Here is a 24,718-nt window from a genome sequence, read left to right on the forward strand (position 1 = left end):
TGTGGGCTCGGTGGGAGCGCGCTGCGGTGGCAACTGGCCAGCACGATGTGCTCGGAGGCTACCTGACTCGACGACCTGCGCTCGGCAGGCGACTGCCGGAGTGTCGGGCTGCGGTACGCTGACCGGCGTCTCGACAGGAGTTCTCACGTTCCCCAGCCTGTCGAGCTGCGTCTTGACAAGCTCGACGGGCGTACGGCGCTCGAACTGCGAAAGGTGAACACCACGTGCAGTACTACCAGACCGACCACTCCTCCGGGGCTCGTCTGATCGGCGGAGAGATGATGTCGTCCCCCGACGCCGGACAGGTCGGCGACCTCGGGGTGCTGCCCGACCAGCTCGCACCGCTGGTGCGAGGGTGCCGGGGTCGGGTGTTGCTGGCGGGACCCCGGGCCGCGATGTTCGTCGACCTGCTTGACGACACGGTCGGGGTCGACGTGGTGGTTCGTGGGCTGGCGCACGCCCAGGAGATCAGTGCCGACATCTCCCACCGGGCCGGGGCCGTGGTCTGGTGCGGTGGCCTGGAGCGACTGGTGGAGCCCGGTCCGTACGACCTGGTCATCATGTTGGACGGCCCGGAGCGCGTCCTGACGCCGGACAGCCCCGGGATGGACCACGCCGGTCTGGTGAAGCTGGTGGCGGGCTGGCTGGCCGAGGACGGGGTCGTGGTGGCTCAGGTCGCGAACGGCATGAGCATCGCCGATCTGCTCGAGCTCCCCATGGAGCCTCGGGACGTCGACGTGGAGGTGGGCGTGTACGACCCACTGGCGCCGGTCACGAACCCGGACCCCGATGACGAAGGCCCCCAGCGGGACCGTTTCGTGGGCAGGAACGCCAATGAACAGTGGTGGCGTGGCGCCACCGGCTTCGCGGACCGGGCGCCCCACCTCGGCGAGGTGTCGGAACTCTTCAGCTCCCAAGGGCTGCAGGTGGCGGAGCTGTCCGCCGCCTACCCGGAGTTCGACCACCCGTCGGTCGTGGTCTCCGCCCAGTTGCTCGACGACCCGCAGATGTCGCAGGTGGCTCGGTCACGGGCGGTCGCGGCGCAGGTCGAGTCGTACTCGGCACGGGCGGCGTTGTTGGATCCGGGCAACTCGGTCGACCGGTTGTTCGAGGCCGGGCTGGCACAAGAGCTGGCACCTTCCTGGCTGGTGGTCGCCCATCGTGGCGCGGCGCCGCTGCCCATCGGTGACCGGCCCGATGCCCTCTACTTCCGTGACCACCAAGGAACTCCGGTCTGGCGCACCGTGTGGCACGTCGATGGGTCCACCGAGGACACCGATCAGTTGATCATGGTGCCCACGGCTCGCCGTGAAGTCAATGAGGGTCGGTTGGCCCGCAACATCGAGCCCCAGCCGATCGCCGTCGGCCTGTCCTTGGAGAGTGTGCTGCGCGAGGCGCTCGCCAGCGGCAACCACGCCCGGATCCGTCGGGTGATCCGCAGCTACGCCGGCTGGCTGCTGGACGACACCGCGGATCTGGGGAAGGCGGTGGGGTCGGCGATGCCGGACAACGTCACGGTGCAGTCCGACGGTGGCTTGGCGTTGAGCGACGCGACGTGGCGCTGGTACGGCCCGGCGTCACCGGCGTTGGTGCTGGCCCGCGGCTTGCGGCGCGCCTCGATGCGGCTGCTGCGGGCGGGGCTGCCGCATCCGTGGCGGACCGACATCTCACCCGACGAGCTCACGACCACGCTGTTGATCATGGCTGGTGTCGAGGACACCGAGCACCTGGTTGCGCAGGCCGCCACGGTCGAGGCGGACTGGTGGTGCATCCTCCAGGAGGTGCCCAGTGGGCGGCGTGACGAGGTCGTCGCCGAGCAGGTGGCGGCGGGGGAGTCTCAGTTCACCGCGATGCCGGCACCTGCCCGTGGCTACCGTGAGTCGGTCCAGAAGGCGTCTCGGATGGCGACCGAGCTCGAGGTGCGGCAGGGCCAGGTGATGTGGCTCGAAGCCGCGCTGCGGACACGGGAACAGCGGATGGCCGCGGTGGAGCGCAACCTCGGTGACATTCGCCGGTCGGCGTCGTTCAGGGTGGGCCGTGCGCTCACCTGGCCCGGCCGACAGATGGCCCAAGGCGTACGCCGCACCGCGATGCGCATGGTGCCACCCGGCATGCTGGACAAGATGCGCAAACTGATGCGCTGACGCCTGGGGACGCGAACGCTCCGCGTTGCCCCGACTCAGGCGGTGGTCTCCTCCAACTGGGCGGCCTGGTCGTCGGTCGGCAGGGTGGCCGGCGGGGCACTCGAGTCCTCGGACAGGCTGTCGCCGGTCGGGGACGTCTCCAGTCCCTCGCCCCGCTCACTGCGAAGTGCGTGCTGCCAGCCGAAGGCCTGGCGGATCTCGGCCGGGCTCAGCAGCTCATCGGTACCGAGCTCCAGCCGCGCCTGCTGCGCGGCGAGGTTGCGCGGGATGTGTGGGGTGTGCAGTTCCGGCCAGAGCCGCAACGGCTTGGCCGGGCCACCCAGCTGCGCCCGCTCGGCCTCGAGCAGCATCGGGTCGCCGTAGATGCCGACATCGGCGCCGGTGGCGGCACCGTAGAAGATCGCCGTGCTGATGCGGTTGCTGACGACCCGGCTGTGCCGACGCAGCTCCGCCAGTTGCTTGTGCAGGAACTGTGTGTCGGTGCCCTTCCACATGAAGCCCCGGTAGCCGTGGGTGATCACCCGGAAGCCGGCCTGCTCGTACACCTTGCGGACATGGTCCTGCCGGTACTCGTTCCAGTACAGGCAGACCGTGATCGGCACGTCGCCCTCGACCGCGCGGAGTTCCTCGATGTAGTGGGCGTGGCTGCCGAGCACGTGCTGCTGTTCCCAACCGTGGAAGGGATACACGATGGTGCCCTCACGTCGGGGGGACGAGGCGAGCCACTCGCGCTGTCGCTCCATTTCCAGCAGGTACGCGAAGGGGGCACCCACCACCATGTAGTCACGCAGGCCGAGTTGCCAACCGCGTCGGGCACACGCCTCGGACCACACCAGCTTGGTGAACCCGTCGGTGAACTGGTGCCCGACGGCATACCCGTCGACGGTGTTCCAGCCGTGCTGCAGGTAGCCCCAGATCCGGGGTACCTCGGCCAGCCCTGCGTACTGAGCCATCACGTGGGCGTGGCCGTAATAGTGGTTGGCTGTGTGCATCGTCACCTCTCGTGATCGGTCGGCACATTCTACCGCCGGGGCATCCGGTCAGGCGCTGAGGCTGGTGCGCAACTCCCCGATGACCTGGTCGACCTGCTGATCGGTCAGCCCGGGCCACATCGGCAACGACAACTCCTCGGCATAGAACTGCTCGGCGTGGGGGAACTGCCCCCGACGGTAGCCCTGGTCCTCGAACAGCGGGTGCCAGTGGGCCGGCAGGTAGTTGACCTGGACCCCGATCCCGCGCTCCCGCATCGAGTCGAACACCTCACGGCGCCGACCGTCGAGGATCCGGACGGGGTAGAGGTGCCAGGTCGGGTCGACGTGGTCACGGACCACCGGCGGGGTGACGCCGGCGACGTCGGCCAGCCCTTCGGTGTAGCGGGCGAAGATTTCGGTCCGCCGCGCCTTGAACCGCGCCAGCTTGGCGAGCTGGCTCAGCCCGAGCGCGCACAGCACGTCGGGCAGCCGGTAGTTCACGCCGTACGAGTGGACCTCCTGGTGCCAGGGTCCCTCGTCGGGGTAGCGCATCCGGTCGCGGTCGCGCACCAGCCCGATGAAGTGGAACTCGTGCACCGCCTGGGCGATCGCCGGGTCGAGGGCCGCGACGCCGCCACCCTCGGCGGTGGTCATGTTCTTGGTCGGGAAGAACGAGAACGTGGTCAGGTCGGCGACCGAGCCGACCGGGCGGCCCCGGTAGGTGGCGCCGATCGAGTGGGCGGCGTCCTCGACGGTCAGGGCGCCATGGGCGTGGGCGATCTCGTTGAGCTCGTCCAACTCGGCCGGATGACCGGCGTAGTCGACCGCGGCCACCACCGCGGTGTCGTCGGTGATGGCGGCCCGGACGGCGGCCGGGTCGATGTTGGCGGTGTCGGGCTCCACGTCGACGAAGGTGACCTTCGCGCCCAGGGCGACCGCAGAGCTGGCGGTCGCGACGAACGTCATCGGGGTGGTGATCACCTCGTCGCCGGGTCCGACGCCGGCCCCGGCGTAGGCCATGTGGAGGGCTGCCGTGCCGCTGGTGCACGACACCACGCGTGGTGCCCCGACGGCGGCGGCCAACGCCTCCTCGAAGGCGGTGACCGTCGGCCCCGTGGTCAGCCAGTCACCACGCAGGACGGCGGCGACCGCCTCGATGTCGTCGTCCTCGATCGTCTGGCGTCCGTACGGCAGCATGGTTCGGGTCCTCATCTGTCGGGTGGGGTCTGTCGGGTGGGCCGGTTGGTCACCGGGAAAGCGTCGCTAGTCACAGAAAACCATCCGGGCCTCGGTCGGGTCCGCAGGAATCGCCATGATGGTGAAGCCGGTCGCCAGCAGCAGGTTGCGGCCGAACCGTCCCGGCGTCATCGGATCGTGCAGGGCCTGCTGCAGTTCGGCCAGTTCGCCACACTGCAGGGCGGCCCGGGCGTCGCGCAGCGCCTGCTCGTCGTTCGGATCGGGAGCGACGAACCGTGCACGGCGCCACACCGGGGGGCGTTCGGTGTGGCCGGGGCGCTGGCGGTCCAGTGAGACGACGGCACCGGGGCCGGACAACCGGGCCCCGATCGGGTCGGCCAGGGCGTACGGGTCGGCCAGGTACACCGCCGGGCCGGCCGTCATCCCCACCACGCCCAGGTTGCCGTGCTCGACCACGACGTCGAAGCCGTCGGCGACCGGCAGTTCCCGGCCCCGGGTCCAGTAGTAGCGCCTCCCGGCGTCCGCCTCCGCCCGCACGCGGAGCCCGAACTTGGCCCGGTCGAGGTTCGCGAGGTCGCCCATGGTGACCATCGACGACCCGGCCCGGTGCCACCAGAAGGCCCGTTCGTTGGCGATCCCGGTCCTGGGGTCCCACCCGACGTCGTACGTGGTCCGCACCGGCAGCGCGGCGATCGCGGCCCAGGCCAGGGTCGAGGCGCACAGCAGGGCCGCCACCGGCTGTCGCAACCGGACCAGCGGTGCTGCGAAGCCGGGCAGCAGGATCGCCATCGTGGCCGGCAGCAACAGCCGGCCGTGCATGAAGTCGCCGCCCACGTACGTCACGTACGCCGCGTGCAGCCCCGCACCGACGACCGGTGCCGCGACCACCGCCACTCCGGGCAGGCCGGACCGTCGCCACAGTCGGCGGCCCAGCAGCGACGCCGCGACGAGGGCGAGCACGACCGGGACGATGACCCAGTAGCGCAGGGCCAGGTCGGCCAGGTAGTCCAGGCCGCGGGCCAGGCTGCTGCTCCCGGCCGACTTGGCCAGTGCGGTGTTGGGCACCAGGGTCGCGTAGTAGCCGGCGCGGAACACCTCCCATCCCAGCGGGAGCAGAGCGGCGACGCCGATGGTCAACAGCGCCCTGCCGCGGGCCCAGCCCTGCACCAGTAACAACGCCAACCCGAAGCAGCCGGCCACCAGGGCCAGGTCGGGGCGGATCAACGGCCCGAGCCCGATCACCACGGCCGGGGCCACCACGTGGCGCAGCGGCACCGGGCCGGCGGGACGACGTTCGAGGGTGCGGACCAGCAGCCACCAGCAGCCACCCAGCCAGGCGAAGATGAGTCCGGTCTCCAGGCCGCTGGTCACGAAGTCCCACACCGGCGGCAGCGCGACGAACCCGATCGCCCCGATCGGCAGCAAGAACCAGTGCCGCGTGCCGGGGTCGCCGCCGAAGGCGAAGCGCCAGGCCCGCCGGGCTGCGTCAAGCCCGACGGCCACACCGAAACCGCTCAGCACGACCCCGAGCACCACCGCGACCAGACCGTACTCGGGGCCACGGGTGACCGCCTGGCCGGCGATCAGCAGCCACAGCCACAGCGTGCTGGTGGTCACCTCGACCCGCTCCCCGGCACTGAACACCAGACCGTTGCCGGCGAAGAACTGGTCGACGACGCGGAGGTTGATCCAGCCGTCGTCGGAGACCCAGCGTTGCCGCCACCCGACGGCCATCACGAACAGCACCGGTACCGCACACAGCAGCACCGTGGCGACCCCTTGCCAGGTGGTACGGCGAGGGGCCGGATCGGTCGTCCCGGTGGTCGAGCCCTGCCCTCGCTGTGTGGCGAGGGACGTGGTCACGGGTTCTCGGCCAGCACCCTGGCGATGTCCTCGGCGGAGTACCACAGGTCGTTCACGTCGGAGGCGCAGCGGAACCCGTCCGGCACCGGCACCCCGTCGGCGGGAGCCTCGTACCCCCAGGTCGCCAGCTCGGGCTGGATCATGTAGTACTTCCCGCCGGCGATGATGAGCGCGCGGCGGCCTTCCTCGGGGCTGATCATCTCTTCGTGCAGCTTCTCGCCGGGGCGCAGGCCGATGTCGTGCATCTTGGCGCCGGGGGCGATGGCCTGGGCCAGGTCGGTCACCATGTGCGACGGGATGTGCGGCACGATCAGCTCGCCGCCGGTCATCAGGCCGAAGGTGTCGAGCACCATCTGGACCGCGTCGGGCAGCGTGATCAGGAACCGGGTGCAGCGCAGGTCGGTGATCGGCAGCGACTCGCCCGCCTCGTGGAGGGCGCGGAACTTCGGCACGATCGAGCCGCGGGAGCCGGTGACGTTGCCGTACCTGACGACCGCGAAGCGGGTCGGGTAGGCGGCGGCGTAGTGGTTGCCGTTGATGAACAGCTTGTCGGCGGTCAGCTTGGTGGCGCCGTACAGGTTGATCGGGCTGGACGCCTTGTCGGTCGACAGGGCGACCACCTTTTTCACGCCGGCGTCGATGCTCGCCTCGATCACGTTCTGGCTGCCGAGCACGTTGGTCTTCACGAACTCGTACGGGTTGTACTCACCGGTGTCGACCTGCTTGAGCGCGGCCGCGTGCACCACGTAGTCGACCTTGTGCATGGCACGGCGCAGCCGGTCGAGGTCGCGGACGTCACCGATGAACCAGCGCAACCGCGGGTCGTCGCCGAAGTGCTGCCGGACCTCCCACTGCTTCAGCTCGTCACGGGAGAAGATCACGATCCGCTTCGGGCCGACGTCGTCCAGCAGCCGCCGGATGAACGCCTTGCCGAACGATCCGGTACCACCGGTGACCAGCACCGAGGAGCCGGCGAGGCTGCTCGATCCGGCACCGACGGTCGAGCCGGCAACGTCGGTCGAGCCAGCAGGGGCGTTCGCGTCAGCAGGGGCGTTCATGGGCAACTCCGGGCATCTGTGTGGCAAGTGGGGATGTCGTCACGCGTGATCCGGATCTCCCGATCAACGGTCGACAGCCGCATGCAGGCTAGCATCCAACCCGTGGCAGCCCCGCAATCGACACCAGCCGACGAGCCGGTGGTGATCCGTACCGATTGCTCCCCGCAGATGGGGGTGGGCCATCTGCTGCGCAGTCTCGCGCTGGCCGAGGAACTGCAACACCGGGGCCACCGGGTGCACCTGCTCGGCTCGACCGGGGGACTGGACTGGGCCGCCGGTCAGGTTGCCGCCCGCGGGTTGACGATGACGCCGGCCGCTGACCTCGCCGGCGGCCCGGCCGCCCTGGTGGACCAGGTCAGCCGACTCGGGGCCGCCGGGATCGACCTGGACGGCTACCACCTGTCGGCCGACCTCGGGGCCGCGTTGCGCGCCGCCGGGGTGCCGGTGATGACGATGGTCGACGACACCTTCGGGCTGCACCAGCACGCGGACCTGTACGTCGACCAGAACCTCGACGCGGTGGTCGCCGACAGGCTGCCGGTGCCCGGGGCGCGGATGCTGGCGGGGTTGGACCACGTGGTGTTGCGGGACCAGGTGCTCGACCGGCGGGGCCTCGTCCCCGATCAGGCCTTGGATCACGGCGGGGACCGGACGCCACGGCTGCTCGTGGTGTTCGGCGGCACCGACGCGTACGGCGGCGCGGAGGTCGTGATCGGGCTGTTGCGCGAGCTGGCGCGGCCGGTCCGGGTGGTCGCGGTGGTGAGTCGGTCCGAGGTGGCCGACCGGTTGGCGGGGCTGCCGCCGGTGCCCGGGGTGGAGTTGGAGCTGCACCCGGTGGTCGACGACCTGCCGGGTCTGGCGGTGGGCTGTGACGCGGCGGTGAGTGCCGCAGGCAGCTCGGTGTGGGAGCTGCTCTGCCTCGGGATCCCGACCGGGGTCGTCTGCGTGGTCGACAACCAACTCGCCGGCTACCGACGCACCACCGACACCGGGGTCGCCGTCGCGATCGGTGAGCTCGACCGGCTGCGCGACGACCCGGTGGCCCGCGAGGAGGCCCGCGGCGAGTTGGCGGTGCTGCTCGGTGACCGGCCACGCCGACGGCAGCTGCAGCAGGCGGGCCGGCGACTGGTGGACGGCCGGGGTCGACGGCGTGTCGTCGACGCGTTCACCGGGCTGTTCGCCGGTCGTTCGTGATCAACTGGTCCTCTGGTTTTCGAGAGAGGTGGTGCCGATGCGTACCCGTGTGGTCATCCAGTCCCGACTGAACTCGTCGCGGCTGCCGGGCAAGGCGCTGTTGCACCTGGCAGGCATGCCGTTGATCGAGCTGGTCGCCCGCCGGGCGTCGCGCAGCGGGCACGAGGTGATCGTGGCGACCAGTGACGAGCACTACGACGGCCGGATCGCCGACCACCTCGACGCGGTCGGCATCCCCGTGCTGCGGGGCCCGTTGGACGACGTGCTGGGCCGGTTCGTGGCGGCCACCGCGGACCTGACCGATGACGACATGGTGGTCCGACTCACCGGCGACAACCCGATCTGTGACGCCGACGTGATCGACGAGCTGCTCGGCGCGATGGTCGAGCAGGGCAAGGTGTACGGACGCAACAACGTCGACGACGCACCGGAAGGCATCGGCTGCGAGGGCTTCCCGGTCGGGTTGCTGCGCCGTGCCGCACGCGAGGCGACCGACCCGTACGACCGGGAGCACGTCACCCCGTGGATCCGCCGGGCGGTCGACGAACTGGACTACGTACCACGCCAGGCGCCGCGGGACATCTTCCGTTTTCGCGCGACGGTGGACTGCCTGGACGACTACGACATCGCGTGCCGGGTGTTCGACCGGGTGGCCGACCCGATCGGCATCAGTTGGATCGAGTTGATGGAACGGGTCGGTCGGTTGCGGACCGGACCGATGTCGGGCCGGGTCTCACACGGACTGTCCGGGATGTCGCAGGTCGTGATGGGCCGGTACCACCCTGCCTCCGGTGTGGCGGACGGGACGCAGTGGCGGGACCTCGCGCGGATCGCGGTCGCCCACGGGGTGTCCCACGCGGTGGTGGACAGTGGCGATGCCGGGGCGTACCGGCAGGCCACCGATCCGGCGGTGAAGCAGCGGCTGGGCGTGGTGCTGGTGCTGACGGAGCCGACGTCGGGGACTGCCCTGCAGGTCGAGCTGGAACGCGCGTTCGCCGAGCTCGGCCAACGGCGTGTCGCGTGGGCGATGGTGCCGGTCGGTGCGTCGGCCGAGGTGCGGGCGGCGTTGGCCGAGCACCGGCGGGCCGGTCGGATCGGCGACCTGGGTGAGGTCGTGACGACGCCCGCCGAGCTGGCCCGGGTCGGTGCGACGGGGCTGCTGGCACAGGGGGCAGCCGTGGTCGACGCGGTGGCCCGTGGTGGGGTCGACTGGCCGGACGGGGCCGCGACCCGGTTCGTCCGAACCTCCGACGCCGATCAGGTCACCGGACTGTTGGCGGGTGGGGCGACTTCGGTGGTGGTCGACGTGACCGACCCCGAGGGTGTGGTCGCCGCCGTCGCGGCCCGCTGACGGGCGGGCCGGGTCAGTCGTTGTCGGTGTTGTACTGCTTGAGCACCGAGTCGATCGAGTCGTCGGAGACCAATTCGCCACTGCGCAGGTAGAGCCCTCGGGTGCAGAACCGGCGCAGGTCCGGCTCGGAGTGCGACACCAGGAACAGCGTGCGGCCGTCGGCCAGCATCCCTTCCATGCGTGTGTAGCACTTCTCCCGGAACGCGCGGTCACCGACCGCGAGCACCTCGTCGACCAGCACGATCGGCTCGTCGAGGGTGGTGATCACCGAGAACCCGAGGCGGACCTGCATGCCCGAGGAGAAGTGGCGGAACGGCATGTCGAGACCGTCGCGGACCTGCGGCCCGGCGAAGTCGACGATCTCGTCGAACCGTTCCTCCACCTGCTCCCGGGTCAGGCCGTGCAGGCCCGCGGTGAGGAAGATGTTCTCGCGGGCGGACAGATCGCCGAGGAACCCGCCGGTGAGCTCGATGAGCGGGGCCACACCCTGACTGACGCGCACCGATCCCTCGTCGGGCAGCAGCACCCCGGCGATCATCTTCAGCAGCGTCGACTTGCCGCCCCCGTTGGCGCCGACGAGGCCCACGGCCTCGCCCCTTCCGACATCGAAGGAGACGTGACGCAGCCCCCAGAACGTCTCGGTCGGGTGGGTCGTCCGGCGCTTGAAGATGAGTTCGCGGATCGACAGGTTGCGCTTGCGGGAGCGGTAGAACTCGATCCCGACGTCGTGGGCCCGGATCACCGGTGCGGAATCGGCCATCAGATCTCCTTCAGCACCGAACGTTCGAGCCGCTTGAAGACGAATCGGCCCAGGACGAAGATGCCGACGCACATCACGACGCTGATCACGATCGGCTCCAGCCGCAACGCCTGCTGGAAGAATCCGGCCCGGTAGAACTCGAGGATGCCGCTCATCGGGTTGAACCAGAGCACGGTCGCCAACCACCCGGGTGCGTGGTCGACGGTGTAGATGATGGGCGTGCCGTAGAACAGCACACGCAGCACGATCCGCACCACGGGCTGGGTGTCGTTGACCAGCACCTGGATCGGCGACAGCAGCAGGCCGAGCCCTGTCAGCAGGACGAACTGCAGTGCCATGCCCACCGGTATCAGCACCAGTTGCCAGTCGAGCTGGGCCTCACCCCGGATGATGTAGGCGATCGTGAACACGATCAGCACCGGCAACGACAACACGAACTCGATGCCCTTGGCGATCACCACCCGCGCCACCCACAGCTCACGGGGGAGCCGGGTCGAGCGGACCAGTTTCGCCTCGGCCAACAGGGCCCGGGCCCCTTCCACCACCGAGGCGTTGAACCACTGCCAGGGCAGCAGCCCGGTGATCAGGAACAGGAAGTACGGGCTGTAGCCGACCTCGGCCCGCTTGAAGATGAGGGCGAAGACCACGAAGTAGACCAGCGACATCGCCAGCGGGTCCAGGATGGTCCAGAGGTAGCCGAGGAAGCTCTGCGCGTACCGGACGCGGAGGTCGCGCTGCACCATGATCCGCAGCACCCGGCGATGGTGGTACACGCGGCCGACGGTGGAGCGGCGCGCGAAGTCGGGTACCGCCATCGTCACCTCCCCGTCCCCTCTGTCGTCCGGTCATCCGGCTGTCGGCGTACGACACCTTCTCGGTCGTGCGACCGGGACAGCCTACCCACACGGATGGACTGGTGAGGCTAGCTTGGGGCCATGTTGTTGATCGAGGTGTCCGAGGTGACCAAGGCGGTCGCCGCCACCTCGTCGCGGCTGGCCAAGCGTGACCTGCTGGCGGAGCTGCTGTCCCGCACGGAACCGCAGGACCTCGAGGTGGTGGTCCCGTACCTCGCGGGCGAGCTGCGACAGCGACGCACCGGGGTCGGCTGGGCCTCGTTGACCGCGCTGCCGGAGCCGGCCACGGAGCCGACGCTGGAGGTGTTGGCAGTCGACGCCGAACTGGAGCGGGTCGCCGCGCTGACCGGCGCCGGCTCCCAGACCGAGCGGCGAGCGGCGGTGCAGGCCCTGTTCGGCGCCGCGACCGCCGACGAACAGCGCCTGTTGCGTGGCCTGCTGTCGGGGGAGGTACGACAGGGCGCCCTCGACGCCGCCATCCTGGACGCGGTCGCCGCGGCGTCCGGGGTCCCGATCGGGGTGCTGCGGCGGGCGGCGATGTTGCGCGGTTCGACCGCGCCGGTGGCGGTGGCGGCCCTGACCGAGGGGGAGCCGGCGGTCGCCGCGTTCACCGCCCGGGTGGGGCAGGCCGTACGGCCGATGCTGGCGAGTTCGGCCCCGGACGTGGCGGCAGCGGTGACCAAGGTCGGATCCGAGGTCGTGGTCGACACCAAGCTCGACGGCATCCGGATCCAGGCGCACAAGTTCGTCGATCCCGAAAAGGGCGTGGTGGTGCGGCTGTTCACTCGCAGCCTCGACGAGATCACCGAACGGCTGCCCGACGTGGTCGAGGTCGTCACCGCGCTGCCCACCGACGACGTGATCCTGGACGGCGAGGTGTTGGCGACCGATGCCGGTGGTCGCGCACGACCGTTCCAGGACACCGCGGCCCGCACCGCCACCCAGGTCGATCCGGGTGCGGTCGGCGACCGGCTGCTGCCGGCCTTCTTCGACCTGCTGTGGTTGGACGGCGAACCGCTGCTCGACCTGCCGCTGATCGACCGGCTCACCCGACTGGACGGACTGGTCGACGACCGCCACCGGCTCCGACGCGTCATCGGCGCCGACGCGGACCGCGCGGCCAGCTTCTTCGACGAGGTGGTCGCGGCCGGGCACGAGGGCGTCGTGGTGAAGGATCCGACTGCACCGTACGAGGCGGGACGGCGTGGTGCCGGGTGGGTGAAGGTGAAGCCGCGCCACACCTTCGACCTGGTGGTGTTGGCCGTGGAGCAGGGGAGCGGCCGCCGACGGGGCTGGCTGTCCAACATCCACCTCGGTGCCCGGGTGCCAACCGCTGATGGTGGTGGCTTCGTGATGGTGGGCAAGACGTTCAAGGGGATGACCGACGAGATGCTGCGCTGGCAGACCGATCGGTTCACCGAGCTGGCCGTCGTCCCGGAGGCGGTGGCGCGGGGCGACTGGGTGGTCGAGCTGCGGCCCGAACAGGTCGTCGAGGTCGCCATCGACGGGGTGCAGCGTTCGAGGCGGTACCCGGGTGGGGTTGCCCTCCGGTTTGCCCGGGTGCTGCGCTACCGCGACGACAAGTCAGCGGCAGCGGCCGACACACTGGCCGACCTCCGCGCCCTCGGTCACAGTTGAGGGCCGTCAGCTGGCCGGGCCGGACTTCTGGCCGGCGGCACGCGCCTCCTTGCGGGCCTTCGGCTCCGCGTCCTGCCACCCCTGTCGGGCGCCCTTCAGAACCCCGGTCAGTCGACGCTTGGTGGCCCGGCCGTACCGCTTGAAGAAGCCCTGCCGCTGCGGTGCGGAGTAGGGCGCGCGCTCCACGTACACCGTCTTCGCCGGGACCTCCACGACCTTCTCGATCACCTGGGGTTCAGGCGCGGCGATGCCCGGGTACCAGAAGGGCTGCCACTTCTCGTTGAGCCCGGCCCGCTTGTCGTCCATCACCTCGCTGGGCATGTCGCGTACGGTCAGGCCGCCGGCCGCCAGCTCGGCCAGGACCTCCGGGGTGAACGGGTGCTTGCGCCAGCCGTTCACGATGTAGGTGCGGGTCTTGAGGTAGTCGAGGTAGCGATCGGCGTGCTTGTCGTTGGCACCGAAGTGGACGAAGACGGCCATCCGCTCGTCGTGGGCGGGGGCGATCTCGTCGTCGGGGAAGGCGTTCCACTCGTTGGGCTCCGGGTCGCGCGGGGCGTTCGGGTCCTTGAGCAGGGTGCCGGCTCCGGAGTGGGTCATCCGCATGCTCTACACCAGCAGGTCACCGGGCCGGTTGCGGACGTAGATCGTCTTGCTGGAGGTGAGGTCGCAGATGTCGTGCGAGCCGATCTTGAGATTCAGCCCACCGGTGTGTTCGGTGTGGTCCTGCAGGTAGACACCGAATCGGAGCTGGGTGTAGCGGTCGTCCCAGTCCGGGGCGTTCGGATCCTCGCGGTCGGTGTTGTCCTTGTGTCAGGCACGGATCTTGCCGTTGATGGTGGCGGAGCTGTCGCCGCCGTAGATGATGTCGTCGGTCCCGAGCAGCTTGCGGGAGACCTGCACCATCCGGCCGTCGGTGAGCACGTGGCGCAGCGGCCCGGCGGCGAGTTCGCCCCCGCGTTGGTTGTGCTGGCGGACCTGCTCACGCATGGTCTCGACCTCGTCGTCGGTGTAGGCGTCCGGCAGCAGGGCGTATCCGTCCCGCCAGAACTTCTCGACATCGAGGTCTGCCAGTGCCTGCTCGAACATGGAACTCCCCCTGCTGATGATGGGTACGGATCTGTGGTGCGGGTACGTCGTCGGCTTGACGTGAGGGAGGTTACACCGGTCCGGGGTGGTCATCGCTGCACGGCGGCCCGACAGGCTAGATTGGGGTGAATCCCGCGGAACGGAGTCACGTCATGGCCCAGTCACTGCATCAGCCGAGCTCCATCTTCGAGTTGGAGTACCCCCACTCCGTCGCGGTGTACGACAGCTACGCTGAGGCCCAGAAGGCGGTCGACTTCCTTGCCGACGAGCGGTTCGAGGTGAAGAACCTGTGCATCGTGGGCACCGATCTGAAGTCGGTGGAACGGGTGCTGGGGCGCAAGAGCTGGGGATCGGTGATCAGCAACGCCGCGGTGTCGGGGGTCGGTACCGGTCTGCTGATCGGCCTCATTCTGTTGATCTTCGTGCAGGTGCCCAACGTTCTCGTGATGCTGCTGGTCACCATCGTGATGGCGATCCTGATCTCGATGGTCTTCCAGTCGATCGCCTACGCGATGAGCGGTGGCCGCCGCGACTTCACGTCGGTCTCGCAGACCGTCGCGACCAAGTACGAGGTCCTGTGTGAGCACAAGACGGTGCAGCAGGCCCGTGAGTTGCTGGCGACCATGCCCGGTGCCCGGGCCGCCGCCTTCACCAACCCACCCCCGGCGCAGCAGCCGTCGAGCGGGCCCACTGACGAGGTCTGACCCCATCCGCTCGTAACGAAGGGCGTCTGAGCGACGTCGGTGACACATACGTCCAGACATGTCGCTGTGGCGCCCATTCCCACGAGCCTCTCGACGAGCTCAAGGCCCTTTCGACGAGCTCAGGGGCCTTTCGACGAGCTCAAGGTGCGTCAGGCCGAGGCCACCGCGGCCGCCCGGCCCTGCACGACGTCGATGGCCGCCTTCTCGGGCCACTCGGGGCGGCCGAGGTCGCGGACGAATCGGTGGATGGTGAGCCATTCGCGCATCGCGTCGCGGAGCACCGGTGATTGGTGGGTGTGGTGCAGCAGCCACAGTTGACTGCGGTCCCGGTCGGTGACCTCGACACCGTCGAGGATGATCGCGCGCAGCCGGGTGCGTATCGCATCGCGGGTCGAGGTGTCCATCAGCTCGACCTTGTCGCCGAGGACCGCCCGCTTGGTGACGGTGACCAGCTCGCGGGCCTGCAGCCTGCCCACCACCTCGTCGATGGCGAACTTGGCGACCGCCTGTTGCACCGAGGTGGCGCTCTTGCCCTGGTCGGCGACGTGCCAGACCCGGGCAAGTGACGGATCGGGCGGCGGCTCCCAGCCGTCGGTGTGGACGCGGCGACGACCCCAGAAGTCGCCGGCGTCGACCCGGCGATCGATCTGTTCCTCGTCGGCCAGCTCGCCCAGCAGTCCGCCGGCGAGGATGTCGGCGACGTCGTACCGGCTCGCCTGCCAGCCACCCTTGGGGCGGATCAGCAGCAGGGCGAGCTCTTCGGCGCGCAGCAGAGCGGTCATCGGTCCGCGCCTCCCGACCGCTGATCATGGAGGCGTGGTTGATCATGAAGAAGTGGTGCCAGCCACGCCTCGACGTCGTCGGCGGTCCGGGGCAGCGAGGCCGACAGGTTCTCGTACCCGTCGGCGGTGATCAAGATGTCGTCCTCGATCCGCACCCCGATGCCGCGCAACTCGTCGGGAACGAGCAGGTCGGTCGACTTGAAGTAGATGCCGGGCTCGACGGTGATGATCATGCCTTCTTCGAGCGTGCCCTCGCGGTAGTGCTCGGTCCGGGCCTGGGCGCAGTCGTGGACGTCGATGCCGAGGTGGTGGGAGGTGCCGTGCACCATCCAGCGTCGGTGGTGGCCACCGGTTTCCTTGTCCAGTGAGACGTCCGGGGTGACCGGCAGCAGCCCCCACTCGTGCAGTCGGTTGGCGATCACGGTGATCGCGGCCTTGTGGACGTCGGCGAACGCGACACCGGGACGGCAGACCGCCATCGCGGCCTCCTGTGCCTCGAGGACCGCGTCGTACACCTTGCGCTGGGCGTCGGAGAACGTGCCCGACACCGGCAGGGTCCGGGTGATGTCGGCGGTGTAGAGGGTGTCGAGTTCGACGCCCGCGTCGAGCAGCAACAGGTCACCCTCGCGCAGTTCACCGTCGTTGCGGATCCAGTGCAGGGTGTTGGCGTGGTCACCGGAGGCGGCGATGGTGTCGTAGCCGACCGCGTTGCCGGCGTGCCGGGCGTACAGCCCGAACACCCCTTCCACCCAGCGTTCGCCGCGACCCCGTCGTACGGCTTCGGGCAGGTCGGCGGCGACCGCGGCGAACCCCTCGGCGGTCTTCTCGCATGCGAGCCGCATCTGCTCGACCTCGAAGGCGTCCTTGCGCAGCCGCAGTTCGCTGAGCGCGACGGTCAGCGCGTCGTCGAGAGCCTCGTCGACGGTGACCTCGTGCTCGGTGCGCAGCGCGTCGAGCCGTGCCGTCAGTGCCTCGTCGGCGCCCCGCACGATCCGGACCCGGGTGGAGTCGACGTCCTTGGCCAGGTCGTCGGCGAGCTGGTCGATCGGGGCGACCTCGAGGTCGGTCAGCGCGGCCATCTCGGCCAGCGACTCCCGCTGCCCGACCCACATCTCGCCGTACCGCGCGTTGGCGTAGAACTCCTCATCGGTACGCGGGGCGCGCGGCTTGAAGTACAAGGTGGCGCGGTGCCCGCCCGAGGGGGTGTCGTCGGTGTCGACCGGCTCCAGCACCAGGACGGCGTCGGGCTCGCGATCGGTGCCGAGGCCGGTGAGGTGGGCGAACGCCGAGTGCGGCCGGTAGCGGAAGTCGGTGTCGTTGGAGCGGACCTTCAACCCGCCGGCCGGGATGACCAGCCGGTCACCGGGGAACTGGGCGCTGATCGCGTTGCGGCGTGCCGGGGTGTGCCCGGTCGCCGGCAGCGCGGTCGGAAGCTCGGAGTCGTACGGTGCCCAGTCGGTGGCGATGAACTCCTTGAACGCCTCGGAGAACGGGGACTGGCGGTTCGGCAGGTCGGGGCGCTTCTCACTCATGGGTGGCATTCTCCCACTGCGGCGAAGCCCGTGGCAGGGTGGACGACGTGAACTCCGACCCGAGCAGCCGGCAGGAAACGGCGTGGCTGTCCGCCCGGCTGTGCGGTGCCGCCGAACCGTGGCAGCAGTTGGGCTTCGCCGGGCAGGACCTGGCCGACGTCCGTACCGCCATCGCCACCTTGCTGGCCGACGAGTCCGCGACCGGCCGGCTCGCCCGGGAACGGGCGGTGGCCACCGCCGGGCGCCTGGCCGAGACGTTGGGCGGGTTCGAACGCCGCCCGACGGTGTTCGGCAGCATGGAGGAGGAGGCGTACGAGGTTCCGTCGATCCCCGGCCACGGCTGGGGGATCGTGGCGCTGGTCGCGCTGGCGGCCGCCGTCCCCGAGGTGCGCCGGTTCCATCAGGGCCGTGGTGTCCCCGACAAGGTGTCGTGGGAGTCGCTGGCCGACCTGGGCCAGCAGGTGCGGGTGCACCGGGAGACGTACGGCAGGTTCGGCCTGCACGCCCAAGGCTGGTTGGTCACCATCTGGTCGGGGGCGCTGTACTCGATGGGGCGGCTGCAATTCAACCTGCAGTGGTACGAACCGAAGGCCGACGATCCCGATCACCCGGTCGCCGACCCGACGCCGCGCTGGGTGGTGTCGACCCACATCCCCGGCACCGGGCCGCTGACCCCGGAGGCGGCCGACACCTCGTTCGCGAGGGGGCGCGCGTTCTTCGCCGAACACTTCGCCGACTTCCCGACCCGCGAGTTCTACTGCGGCTCCTGGCTGCTCGACCCGCGGATGGCGCGGTTGGACCCGGCGTCCAACACCGCCCGCTTCCAGGCCCGCTGGCAGCTCGACGGGCCGAGCACCGACGGCAACACCGACGCCTACTTCTTCCTGTGGCGACGCCGCGGTGAGGTTGACCCCGCGACCCTGCCGACCGACAGTTCGTTGCGCCGACTCGTGGTGTCGGAGATCACCGCCGGCCGGCCCTGGCAGATCACCCGCGGCCTGATCCCGTACGGGGTCTGATCACGGACGCAGGCCGAGCCGCACGCCGGTTCGCTGGCGGACCCGTTCCGCAGAGTGACCGGAGTCAGCTGTAGGCCTTGGTGGCCTCGGGATGGTGCCGGGCGAGGACGACGGTGCCGGCGATCGCGACCGCACCGCCGATGATCATGCCGACGATCGACAGCGGGCCGATCCCGGCACCCTCGCCCAGCACCACCAGGCCGAAGGAGACCGCCACCAGCGGGTCGATCGCGGTGAGGCAACTCATCACGATCTCCGGCGGGCCGGAAGCGTACGCCTGCTGGGCGAGCCAGCCGCCGATCGTGTAGCAGAGCACCAGCCCGATCCCGATCCCGATCATGGTCGGGCTCAGCCAGGCCGTTCCCGCACGGACGGCGAGGCTGAGGCTGCGCAACAGCGCCGAGGCCAGACCGAACACCGTCGCACAGGCGGCCGCCCAGCCGACACAGCGCAGCCACGTCGGGCCCGCGATCCCCACCACACAACAGATCCCGGCGATCACGAACAGGACGCCGGCGGCGACGAGCACCGACTCGTCGGGGACGTGTCCGGCATTCGTGACCGACGCGGTGGCGACGCCGACGAACCCGGTGATGCCGCCGACGGTGATGCCGGCGGACAGCCACACCCGCCGCCCGGGCCACCGACGTCGACGCCGCGACGCGAAGACGATGGCGAACAACACCGCCAGGATGCCGACCGGCTGGATCACCGTGATCGGCGCCAGCGCCAGGGCGCAGATGTGGAGCCCGGCCGCGACCACGACCAGTCCGATCCCGGCCACCCAGCCGGGAGTGCGGACCAGCGCCAGCATCCGGCGCAGCGACACCGTACGGGAGGGGTCGCCGGTGTCACCGCTGACCGTCACGTCGACCGCGTGCTGCTGCAGCACGACGGCGTACGCGTTGACGGCCGAACCGACCAGCGCCAAGACGATGGCGATCGCGGTGATCAGCGGGCTTTCCTTCCGTGACGAGGCGGGCCGGGTCCGGCCGCAGGTCCGGTGGGGGCTCGCACCGGCGCCCCCACTGTAGGTCGGCGGTGCCGGACTGCCAGACTGACCGTGACGATCGAAGCCGAGGAGTGCGTCGTGACCGAGATCCATCTGATGCGACACGGTGAGACCGAGTGGAGTGCTTCGGGGCGCCACACCTCGTACACCGACCTGGACCTGGCCGACAACGGGGTGGCCGAGGCGGAGGCGCTGCGCGACAAGCTCGATCCGTCGTCGTACCAACTGGTGCTCTGCAGCCCGCGGCTGCGGGCCCGCCGGACCGCCGAGATCGCCGGGTTCACCGAGCTGGTGACCGAACCCGACCTGGTCGAGTGGAACTACGGCGAGTACGAGGGCCGCACCTCGGCCGAGATCCGCGAGGAGGTCCCCGGCTGGACGGTCTGGACCCATCCGTCGCCCGGTGGCGAGACCGCCGACGAGGTGCGTGCGCGGATGACGAACCTGATCGCGCTGATCCGGCAGAGCGGTGCCGAGCGGGTGGCCTGCTTCGCCCACGGGCACTCGCTGCGGGCGTTGACGCTGACCTGGCTCGGGCTGGACCTCGCGCTGGGTGACCACTTCCCGCTGGGGACCGGCACGGTGTCGGTGCTGGGGGACTACAAGGACGGCCAAGCCCTGCTGCAGTGGAACGCCCGCTGAGGCTGGGTAGGCTGACCGGCACGCGAAATCCGTGTGGCGAGGGGGATCATCATCAAAGCAGCACCTGCCGACCAGGCCCGCCTGCTCGAGCTGCAGGCCGTCGACACCGTCCTGACCCAGTTGCGGCACCGCCGGTCCCACCTGCCCGAGCAGGAACGGTTCTTGAAGGTACGGGCCGCGCACGAGCAGGCGACCGAGGAACTGGTCGCCGCCGACACCCGACTCAGCGACCTGGAGCTGGTCCAGGCCAAGGCCGAGGCCGACCTCGTCCCGGTCCGGGAGCGGCGGCAGCGCAACCAGCAGCGGATCGACGACGGCTCGGTCGCCGACCCGAAGGCGCTGGCCACCATGATCGACGAGGTCGAACACCTCGGCCGCCGGATCAGCACGCTGGAGGACGAGGAGCTCGAGGTGATGCAGGAGGTCGAGGACGCGACCACGATGCGTGACGCCGTCCGGGCCAAGGTCACCGAACTCGCCGAGCAGCTGGCCGGGGTCCGGCAGGAACGGGACGCGGTCGCCACCCAGATCGACGCCGAGGCCGCCACCCGTACGACCGAACGGGACCGGATCGCCGCCGAGCTGCCGCCCGCGCTGATCGCGACGTACGACAAGCTCCGCACCTCCCACTCCGGGATCGGTGCCGCCGAGCTGGTGCACCGACGCTGCTCGGGGTGCCAGATCGATGCGAACGCCGCCGACCTGCGGGCGTATGCGGAGGCGCCCGAGGACGAGGTGATCCGGTGCGAGGAGTGTGGCCGGATCCTGGTGCGCTCCGACCGGTCGGGCCTGTGAGGTCGGTGCCCGGGGTGGCCGGGGTCCGTCGCTAGGCTGGGCCGACACCCACTGGTCGACACCACCGACGGAAGGTCCGCCCATGCCGGCACGCCAGCTCGACTTCAGCTCCGTACCCGACGGCCTGGTCCAGGAGCTGGCCGAACTGCGCCAGGAGATGCAGGTGCCCGACGGGTTCCCGCCCGAGGTGGTGGCGGCGGCGGTCACGGCGGTCGAGAACCCGCGGCTGCCGACCGAGGATCGGACCGACCTGCCGATGGTGACGATCGACCCACCGGGTGCCCGGGACCTCGACCAGGCGATGTACCTGGAACGCGAGGGCGACGACATCGTGGTCTGGTACGCCATCGCCGACGTCTCGGCGTTCGTCACCGCCGGCGACCCGATCGACAGCGAGGCACGCGAGCGCGGGCAGACGCTGTACGCACCGGACCGCAAGAGCCCGCTGCACCCGCCGGAGCTGAGCGAGTCGGCCGCCAGCCTGCTGCCCGACCAGGTGTGCCCGGCGTTCCTGTGGCGGATCGTGGTGGCCCCCGACGGGCAGTTCCGTGACGCCCGGGTGCAGCGGTCACTGGTCCGCAGCACCGCCCAGCACACGTACGAAGAGGTACAACAGCAACTGGACGGGGGTACGGCGTCGCCGTCGCTGCAGCTGTTGGCCGAGGTGGGCCAACTCCGCGAAGCCGTCGAGCGGGACCGGGGCGGGGTGAGCCTGCCGATCCCGGAGCAGGAGATCGAGACCGGCAACGGCAGCTGGGAGCTGGTGTTTCGTGACGTGATGCCGGTCGAGGGCTGGAACGCCCAGATCTCGTTGCTGACCGGCATCGCGGCCGCGGGGTTGATGCTCGACGGGGGGATTGGGATCCTGCGGACCCTGCCGCCGGCGGAGCAGCGGTCGCTGCGGCGGCTGCGGCAGACGGCGCGGGCGTTGCGGATCGAGTGGGGCGCCGCCGTCGAGTACCCCGACTTCGTCCGGAGCCTCGACCCGGGCGAGCCGTCGCACGCGGCGATGCTGAACGCGTGCACCACGTTGTTCCGGGGCGCCGGGTACACCGCGTTCTCGGGGGAGGCGCCCAAGAACACCGAGCACGCAGCTTTGGCGACGCCGTACGCCCACTGCACCGCACCGCTGCGCCGGCTGGTGGACCGCTGGGCCCTCGAGGTCTGTGCCGCCCTGTGCGCGGGGGAGCCGGTGCCGGAGTGGGTCACGTCCAGCCTCGACACGTTGCCGGACCTGATGTCGGCCTCCGACCGGCGGGCGAAGTCGTACGAGCGGGCGATCATCGACCTGGTCGAGGCCCACCGGCTCTCCGGTCGGGTCGGCGACGTGTTCGACGGCGTGATCGTCGACGTGGACGACAAGAAGGGCAAGGACGGCAAGGACGGCACGGACGGTCGGCAGCGTGGGCGGGTGGTCGTCGGTGACCAGGCCGTGGAGGCGAACGTGTTCGGCACCGACCTGCCGCTGGGCCAAGAGGTGCGGGTCAGGCTCAGCCGGGCCGATCCGGCCGAGCGTCGGGTCGAGTTCGAGTTGTTGGCCTCGTGAATCCGCCGCCAGTGAGCAGATCTGCCCCCATTGTCGGCGTTCGCTCCACTGGGGGCGGATCCGCGCACTTTTGAAGGGACGAGCCGGCCACTAAGCCGGATTCTGTTCGCGCCCGTGGGCGTCTGGCGACCATCCATCTGCGACCACCGTTGCCGGTGGCCTGGTGCGACCTACCCGAAGACTCGGGCGGGCCGCCCTCGAACGCCTTCGTCTGGTCTTGCTCCGGGTGGGGTTTGCCGAGCCACCTCAGTCACCTGAGGTGCTGGTGGTCTCTTGCACCACCGTTTCACCCTTACCCCCGCGGACGGGGGCGGTCTGTTCTCTGTGGCACTGTCCCGCGGGTCACCCCGGGTGGGCGTTACCCACCACCCTGCCCTGTGGAGTCCGGACTTTCCTCAGTGGTTGCCCACCGCGATCGCCCGGCCGACTCGTCCGTCGACCATGGTAGCGCCGATCACCGGACCATGCCGCCGTGGTGCGATGATGTGTCCCGACGTGAAGGAGACATGATCACGATGACATCAGCACAGAGCAGCAGGCCCGGTACGACCACGCCGCGGATCCCGATCCCGGCGTCCCCGGTGCTGTTCGTCCTTGCGGCGTTGGCACAGCGGCTCATTGCGAGCCGTCGTACGAAGCGCCACGACCGCAGCGAGGCTCCGGTCGAGACGGGCGTCACCGAGCCGGGAACCGGGCAGGACAAGGCATCCGACGATCAGGAGACCACGGCGGCGGATGACTTCTTGATCACCGAGGCGCCGCCCGGTCGTCGCCGGCGCATCCTGCCTCGACTGCTGGCGTCGGTGATCGCCGCACTGTCGGCCGTGCTGATCGTGACCGGAGTGCGGACTGTGACCGGCGCCGGCACGACGCTTGACCCGCACGCGCCCGAGGACTCCCGGGCCCTGGTCGCCGGTGGCCCGTTCCTGCTCACCCGCAACCCGATCTACCTGGGCTGGATCGGGCTGCTGGTCGCCCACGCGGTGTGGCTCGGTTCGGTCCGGTCACTGGCCCCGGTCGGCGCCTTCCTGCTGGTGATGGACCAGGTCCAGGTGCCGTTCGAGGAGGAGGCGCTGCGCGACCGGTTCGGCAAGGCGTACGAGGAGTACAGCGCCCGAGTGCCGCGCTGGCTACTCGAATGAGGCGCGGTCGGGCGAGCACGGCCCACGTCAGCCGGCATGACGGCGGCGGTGCAGCTCCCGGACGCGGTCGGCCAACTCCAGAACCGGCCCGTCGACCGGCACGTCCGGTGCGACCGTACGGATCGGTAGCGCTGCGACCGGAGCCGGGTCGACACCCCAGTCGGTGAGCCAGGCGACCAACTGCGCCGAACTCGTCGCGAAGACGATGCGGCCCAGTCCCACCCAGGCGTGGGCGGCAGCGCACATCGGGCAGTGCTCGCCGGAGGTGTAGACGGTGGCAGCGGCCCGTTCGGCGGGGGACAGGTGTGTGGCGGCCCACCGGGCGATCGCGAACTCCGGGTGCTGGGTCCCGTCTCCACCGCTGACGTGGTTGTGGTCGGCGTACAGCTCGCTGCCGTCGGCCGCCACCAGCACTGATCCGAACGGTTCGTCGCCGGCGGCCAACGCCTCCTCGGCCAGCGAGAGGCAGCGCTCCAAGTGGACCCGGTCGGTCGAGCTGATCATCACACGGTGATCGGCGGAGGTGGGGTGGACGGAACCGTCAGGATCTCTGCTCCGGTTGGCGTGACGACGATCGTGTTCTCGAACTGGGCGACCATCGAACGGTCCTGGGTGACCACGGTCCAGCCGTCGTCCCACTGCTCCCAGTCGATCCCGCCCAAGGTGATCATGGGCTCGACGGTGAACGTCATCCCGGCCTCCATCACCGTGTCGAACCGCGGCTCGTCGTAGTGCGGGATCACCAGTCCGGAGTGGAAGGAGGTGTGCACTCCGTGCCCGGTGTAGTCGGTGACGACTCCGTACCCGAACCGCTTCGCGTAGCTCTCGATCACCCGGCCGATCACGTTCACCTGACGCCCCGGCCGGATCGCCTTGATGCCACGGAGCATGGCCTCCTGGGTGCGCTGGGTGAGCAACCGCGCCTCGGTGGCGACGTCACCGCAGAAGAAGGTGTAGCAGGAGTCGCCGTGCACCCCGTCGAGGAAGACGGTGATGTCGACCTTGACCAGTTCGCCGTCCTCCATCGGGCGGGTGTCGGGGATGCCGTGGCAGATCACCTCGTTGATCGAGGTGCACACCGCCTTCGGGAACCCGCGGTAGCCGACCGTCGACGGGTAGGCCCCGTGGTCGCAGATGTACTCGTGCGCGATCGCGTCCAGTTCGTCGGTGGTCACCCCCGGCCTGATGTGGCGACCCACCTCCTGGATGGTGTCGGCCGACAGCCGGCCGGCGGCGCGCATCTTCTCGATGGTCTCGGCCGACTGCACGTGGCTGCCGTGGTACGGCTTCGGGCGCGACTTGTCGACGTACTCGGGGCGCGGGATGCTCGCCGGCACCGGTCGTCGCGGGGTGATCGTGGCAGGTCGTACAGGAGTCACCGCCCCATCGTACGGAACCCGTCCGCCCGTCCGCGCCCGAGCGTGGTGG

23 protein-coding genes and 1 other RNA gene are annotated in these 24,718 nt (G+C 70.1%); 10 read left to right on the forward strand and 14 right to left on the reverse strand.

Annotated elements, in window-relative coordinates; all coding sequences use genetic code 11:
• Window positions 1-224 precede the first annotated feature (224 nt).
• The gene (locus ACQBAU_RS05570; RefSeq protein WP_465254877.1) at window positions 225-2,144 is read left to right on the forward strand and encodes a hypothetical protein; all 1,920 of its coding nucleotides are present in this window, start codon (window positions 225-227) and stop codon (window positions 2,142-2,144) included.
• Between the two features lie 35 nt (window positions 2,145-2,179).
• Here ACQBAU_RS05570 and ACQBAU_RS05575 read toward each other — a convergent pair whose 3' ends face one another.
• The 4 genes from ACQBAU_RS05575 to pseB are packed head-to-tail and all read right to left on the reverse strand — an operon-like array spanning window position 2,180 to window position 7,233.
• The gene (locus ACQBAU_RS05575; RefSeq protein WP_465254876.1) at window positions 2,180-3,136 is read right to left on the reverse strand and encodes a hypothetical protein; all 957 of its coding nucleotides are present in this window, start codon (window positions 3,134-3,136) and stop codon (window positions 2,180-2,182) included.
• 48 nt (window positions 3,137-3,184) lie between these two features.
• Entirely contained in the window at window positions 3,185-4,327 is a 1,143-nt protein-coding gene (gene pseC, locus ACQBAU_RS05580; RefSeq protein ID WP_465254875.1) for a UDP-4-amino-4,6-dideoxy-N-acetyl-beta-L-altrosamine transaminase, read from the reverse strand.
• Between the two features lie 51 nt (window positions 4,328-4,378).
• Complete coding sequence (locus ACQBAU_RS05585; RefSeq protein ID WP_465254874.1) at window positions 4,379-6,175, reverse strand: arabinofuranosyltransferase AftB family protein; 1,797 nt, start codon at window positions 6,173-6,175, stop codon at window positions 4,379-4,381.
• Window positions 6,172-7,233 carry a UDP-N-acetylglucosamine 4,6-dehydratase (inverting) gene (gene pseB, locus ACQBAU_RS05590; RefSeq protein ID WP_465254873.1) on the reverse strand — a complete coding sequence of 354 codons (1,062 nt, stop codon included), beginning with the start codon at window positions 7,231-7,233 and terminating at the stop codon, window positions 6,172-6,174. Before pseB ends, ACQBAU_RS05585 begins: the two co-directional genes overlap by 4 nt.
• A gap of 102 nt (window positions 7,234-7,335) precedes the next feature.
• Here pseB and ACQBAU_RS05595 point away from each other — a divergent pair, with 102 nt between their 5' ends.
• Together ACQBAU_RS05595 and ACQBAU_RS05600 are read left to right on the forward strand one after the other, a co-directional pair.
• Entirely contained in the window at window positions 7,336-8,427 is a 1,092-nt protein-coding gene (locus ACQBAU_RS05595; RefSeq protein WP_465254872.1) for a PseG/SpsG family protein, read from the forward strand.
• A gap of 37 nt (window positions 8,428-8,464) precedes the next feature.
• The gene (locus ACQBAU_RS05600) at window positions 8,465-9,778 is read left to right on the forward strand and encodes a cytidylyltransferase domain-containing protein (RefSeq protein ID WP_465254871.1); all 1,314 of its coding nucleotides are present in this window, start codon (window positions 8,465-8,467) and stop codon (window positions 9,776-9,778) included.
• 13 nt (window positions 9,779-9,791) lie between these two features.
• Here the strand turns inward: ACQBAU_RS05600 and ACQBAU_RS05605 are convergent, their stop codons facing one another.
• Window positions 9,792-10,538 carry an ABC transporter ATP-binding protein gene (locus ACQBAU_RS05605; protein ID WP_465254870.1) on the reverse strand — a complete coding sequence of 249 codons (747 nt, stop codon included), beginning with the start codon at window positions 10,536-10,538 and terminating at the stop codon, window positions 9,792-9,794.
• Entirely contained in the window at window positions 10,538-11,353 is an 816-nt protein-coding gene (locus tag ACQBAU_RS05610) for an ABC transporter permease (protein WP_465254869.1), read from the reverse strand. Before ACQBAU_RS05610 ends, ACQBAU_RS05605 begins: the two co-directional genes overlap by 1 nt.
• Before the next feature lie 120 nt (window positions 11,354-11,473).
• On the opposite strand from ACQBAU_RS05610, the gene ACQBAU_RS05615 reads away from it, so the two are divergent.
• Window positions 11,474-13,030 carry an ATP-dependent DNA ligase gene (locus tag ACQBAU_RS05615; RefSeq protein ID WP_465254868.1) on the forward strand — a complete coding sequence of 519 codons (1,557 nt, stop codon included), beginning with the start codon at window positions 11,474-11,476 and terminating at the stop codon, window positions 13,028-13,030.
• A 6-nt stretch (window positions 13,031-13,036) separates the two neighbouring features.
• Here ACQBAU_RS05615 and ACQBAU_RS05620 read toward each other — a convergent pair whose 3' ends face one another.
• Both ACQBAU_RS05620 and ACQBAU_RS05625 read right to left on the reverse strand, forming a co-directional pair.
• Window positions 13,037-13,627 carry a hypothetical protein gene (locus tag ACQBAU_RS05620; protein ID WP_465254867.1) on the reverse strand — a complete coding sequence of 197 codons (591 nt, stop codon included), beginning with the start codon at window positions 13,625-13,627 and terminating at the stop codon, window positions 13,037-13,039.
• Between the two features lie 213 nt (window positions 13,628-13,840).
• The gene (locus ACQBAU_RS05625) at window positions 13,841-14,116 is read right to left on the reverse strand and encodes a hypothetical protein (protein ID WP_465254866.1); all 276 of its coding nucleotides are present in this window, start codon (window positions 14,114-14,116) and stop codon (window positions 13,841-13,843) included.
• A 152-nt stretch (window positions 14,117-14,268) separates the two neighbouring features.
• Here ACQBAU_RS05625 and ACQBAU_RS05630 point away from each other — a divergent pair, with 152 nt between their 5' ends.
• Window positions 14,269-14,820: a YflT domain-containing protein gene (locus ACQBAU_RS05630; protein WP_465254865.1), complete on the forward strand. Its 552-nt coding sequence runs from the start codon at window positions 14,269-14,271 to the stop codon at window positions 14,818-14,820.
• 149 nt (window positions 14,821-14,969) lie between these two features.
• Here the strand turns inward: ACQBAU_RS05630 and ACQBAU_RS05635 are convergent, their stop codons facing one another.
• Window positions 14,970-15,602: a GOLPH3/VPS74 family protein gene (locus ACQBAU_RS05635; RefSeq protein WP_465254864.1), complete on the reverse strand. Its 633-nt coding sequence runs from the start codon at window positions 15,600-15,602 to the stop codon at window positions 14,970-14,972.
• A complete protein-coding gene (locus tag ACQBAU_RS05640; RefSeq protein WP_465254863.1) occupies window positions 15,599-17,134 on the reverse strand; it encodes an aminopeptidase P family protein in 1,536 nt (511 codons plus the stop codon). The genes ACQBAU_RS05635 and ACQBAU_RS05640 overlap by 4 nt, the downstream gene beginning before the upstream one ends.
• A gap of 47 nt (window positions 17,135-17,181) precedes the next feature.
• On the opposite strand from ACQBAU_RS05640, the gene ACQBAU_RS05645 reads away from it, so the two are divergent.
• Window positions 17,182-18,153, forward strand: coding sequence for an acyltransferase domain-containing protein (locus ACQBAU_RS05645; RefSeq protein ID WP_465254862.1), 972 nt, complete (start codon window positions 17,182-17,184; stop codon window positions 18,151-18,153).
• 64 nt (window positions 18,154-18,217) lie between these two features.
• Here the strand turns inward: ACQBAU_RS05645 and ACQBAU_RS05650 are convergent, their stop codons facing one another.
• Window positions 18,218-19,258 carry a DMT family protein gene (locus tag ACQBAU_RS05650; RefSeq protein ID WP_465254861.1) on the reverse strand — a complete coding sequence of 347 codons (1,041 nt, stop codon included), beginning with the start codon at window positions 19,256-19,258 and terminating at the stop codon, window positions 18,218-18,220.
• Here ACQBAU_RS05650 and ACQBAU_RS05655 point away from each other — a divergent pair.
• The 3 genes from ACQBAU_RS05655 (at window position 19,244) to ACQBAU_RS05665 (ending at window position 22,148) form a co-directional block, all read left to right on the forward strand.
• Window positions 19,244-19,807, forward strand: coding sequence for a histidine phosphatase family protein (locus tag ACQBAU_RS05655; protein WP_465254860.1), 564 nt, complete (start codon window positions 19,244-19,246; stop codon window positions 19,805-19,807). The genes ACQBAU_RS05650 and ACQBAU_RS05655 overlap by 15 nt on opposite strands.
• Window positions 19,808-19,840: 33 nt before the next feature.
• Window positions 19,841-20,602, forward strand: a complete 762-nt coding sequence (locus tag ACQBAU_RS05660; RefSeq protein ID WP_465254859.1) for a zinc ribbon domain-containing protein — start codon at window positions 19,841-19,843, stop codon at window positions 20,600-20,602.
• 82 nt (window positions 20,603-20,684) lie between these two features.
• Window positions 20,685-22,148, forward strand: coding sequence for an RNB domain-containing ribonuclease (locus tag ACQBAU_RS05665; RefSeq protein WP_465254858.1), 1,464 nt, complete (start codon window positions 20,685-20,687; stop codon window positions 22,146-22,148).
• Between the two features lie 75 nt (window positions 22,149-22,223).
• Here ACQBAU_RS05665 and rnpB read toward each other — a convergent pair.
• Window positions 22,224-22,579, reverse strand: an RNA gene (gene rnpB / locus ACQBAU_RS05670) — RNase P RNA component class A.
• Between the two features lie 84 nt (window positions 22,580-22,663).
• On the opposite strand from rnpB, the gene ACQBAU_RS05675 reads away from it, so the two are divergent.
• Window positions 22,664-23,290: a methyltransferase family protein gene (locus ACQBAU_RS05675; protein ID WP_434549312.1), complete on the forward strand. Its 627-nt coding sequence runs from the start codon at window positions 22,664-22,666 to the stop codon at window positions 23,288-23,290.
• A 27-nt stretch (window positions 23,291-23,317) separates the two neighbouring features.
• Here ACQBAU_RS05675 and ACQBAU_RS05680 read toward each other — a convergent pair whose 3' ends face one another.
• Together ACQBAU_RS05680 and map are read right to left on the reverse strand one after the other, a co-directional pair.
• Entirely contained in the window at window positions 23,318-23,794 is a 477-nt protein-coding gene (locus ACQBAU_RS05680; RefSeq protein WP_465254857.1) for a nucleoside deaminase, read from the reverse strand.
• Window positions 23,794-24,669 (reverse strand): type I methionyl aminopeptidase, encoded by an 876-nt coding sequence (map, locus tag ACQBAU_RS05685; RefSeq protein WP_465254856.1) that lies wholly within the window; start codon window positions 24,667-24,669, stop codon window positions 23,794-23,796. Before map ends, ACQBAU_RS05680 begins: the two co-directional genes overlap by 1 nt.
• Window positions 24,670-24,718: the final 49 nt, after the last annotated feature.

Origin of the sequence: Carbonicoccus niuqiaonis (assembly GCF_050157065.1) — a bacterium.
In the GTDB taxonomy this organism is placed as follows: Bacteria; Actinomycetota; Actinomycetes; order Propionibacteriales; family Propionibacteriaceae; genus Avipropionibacterium.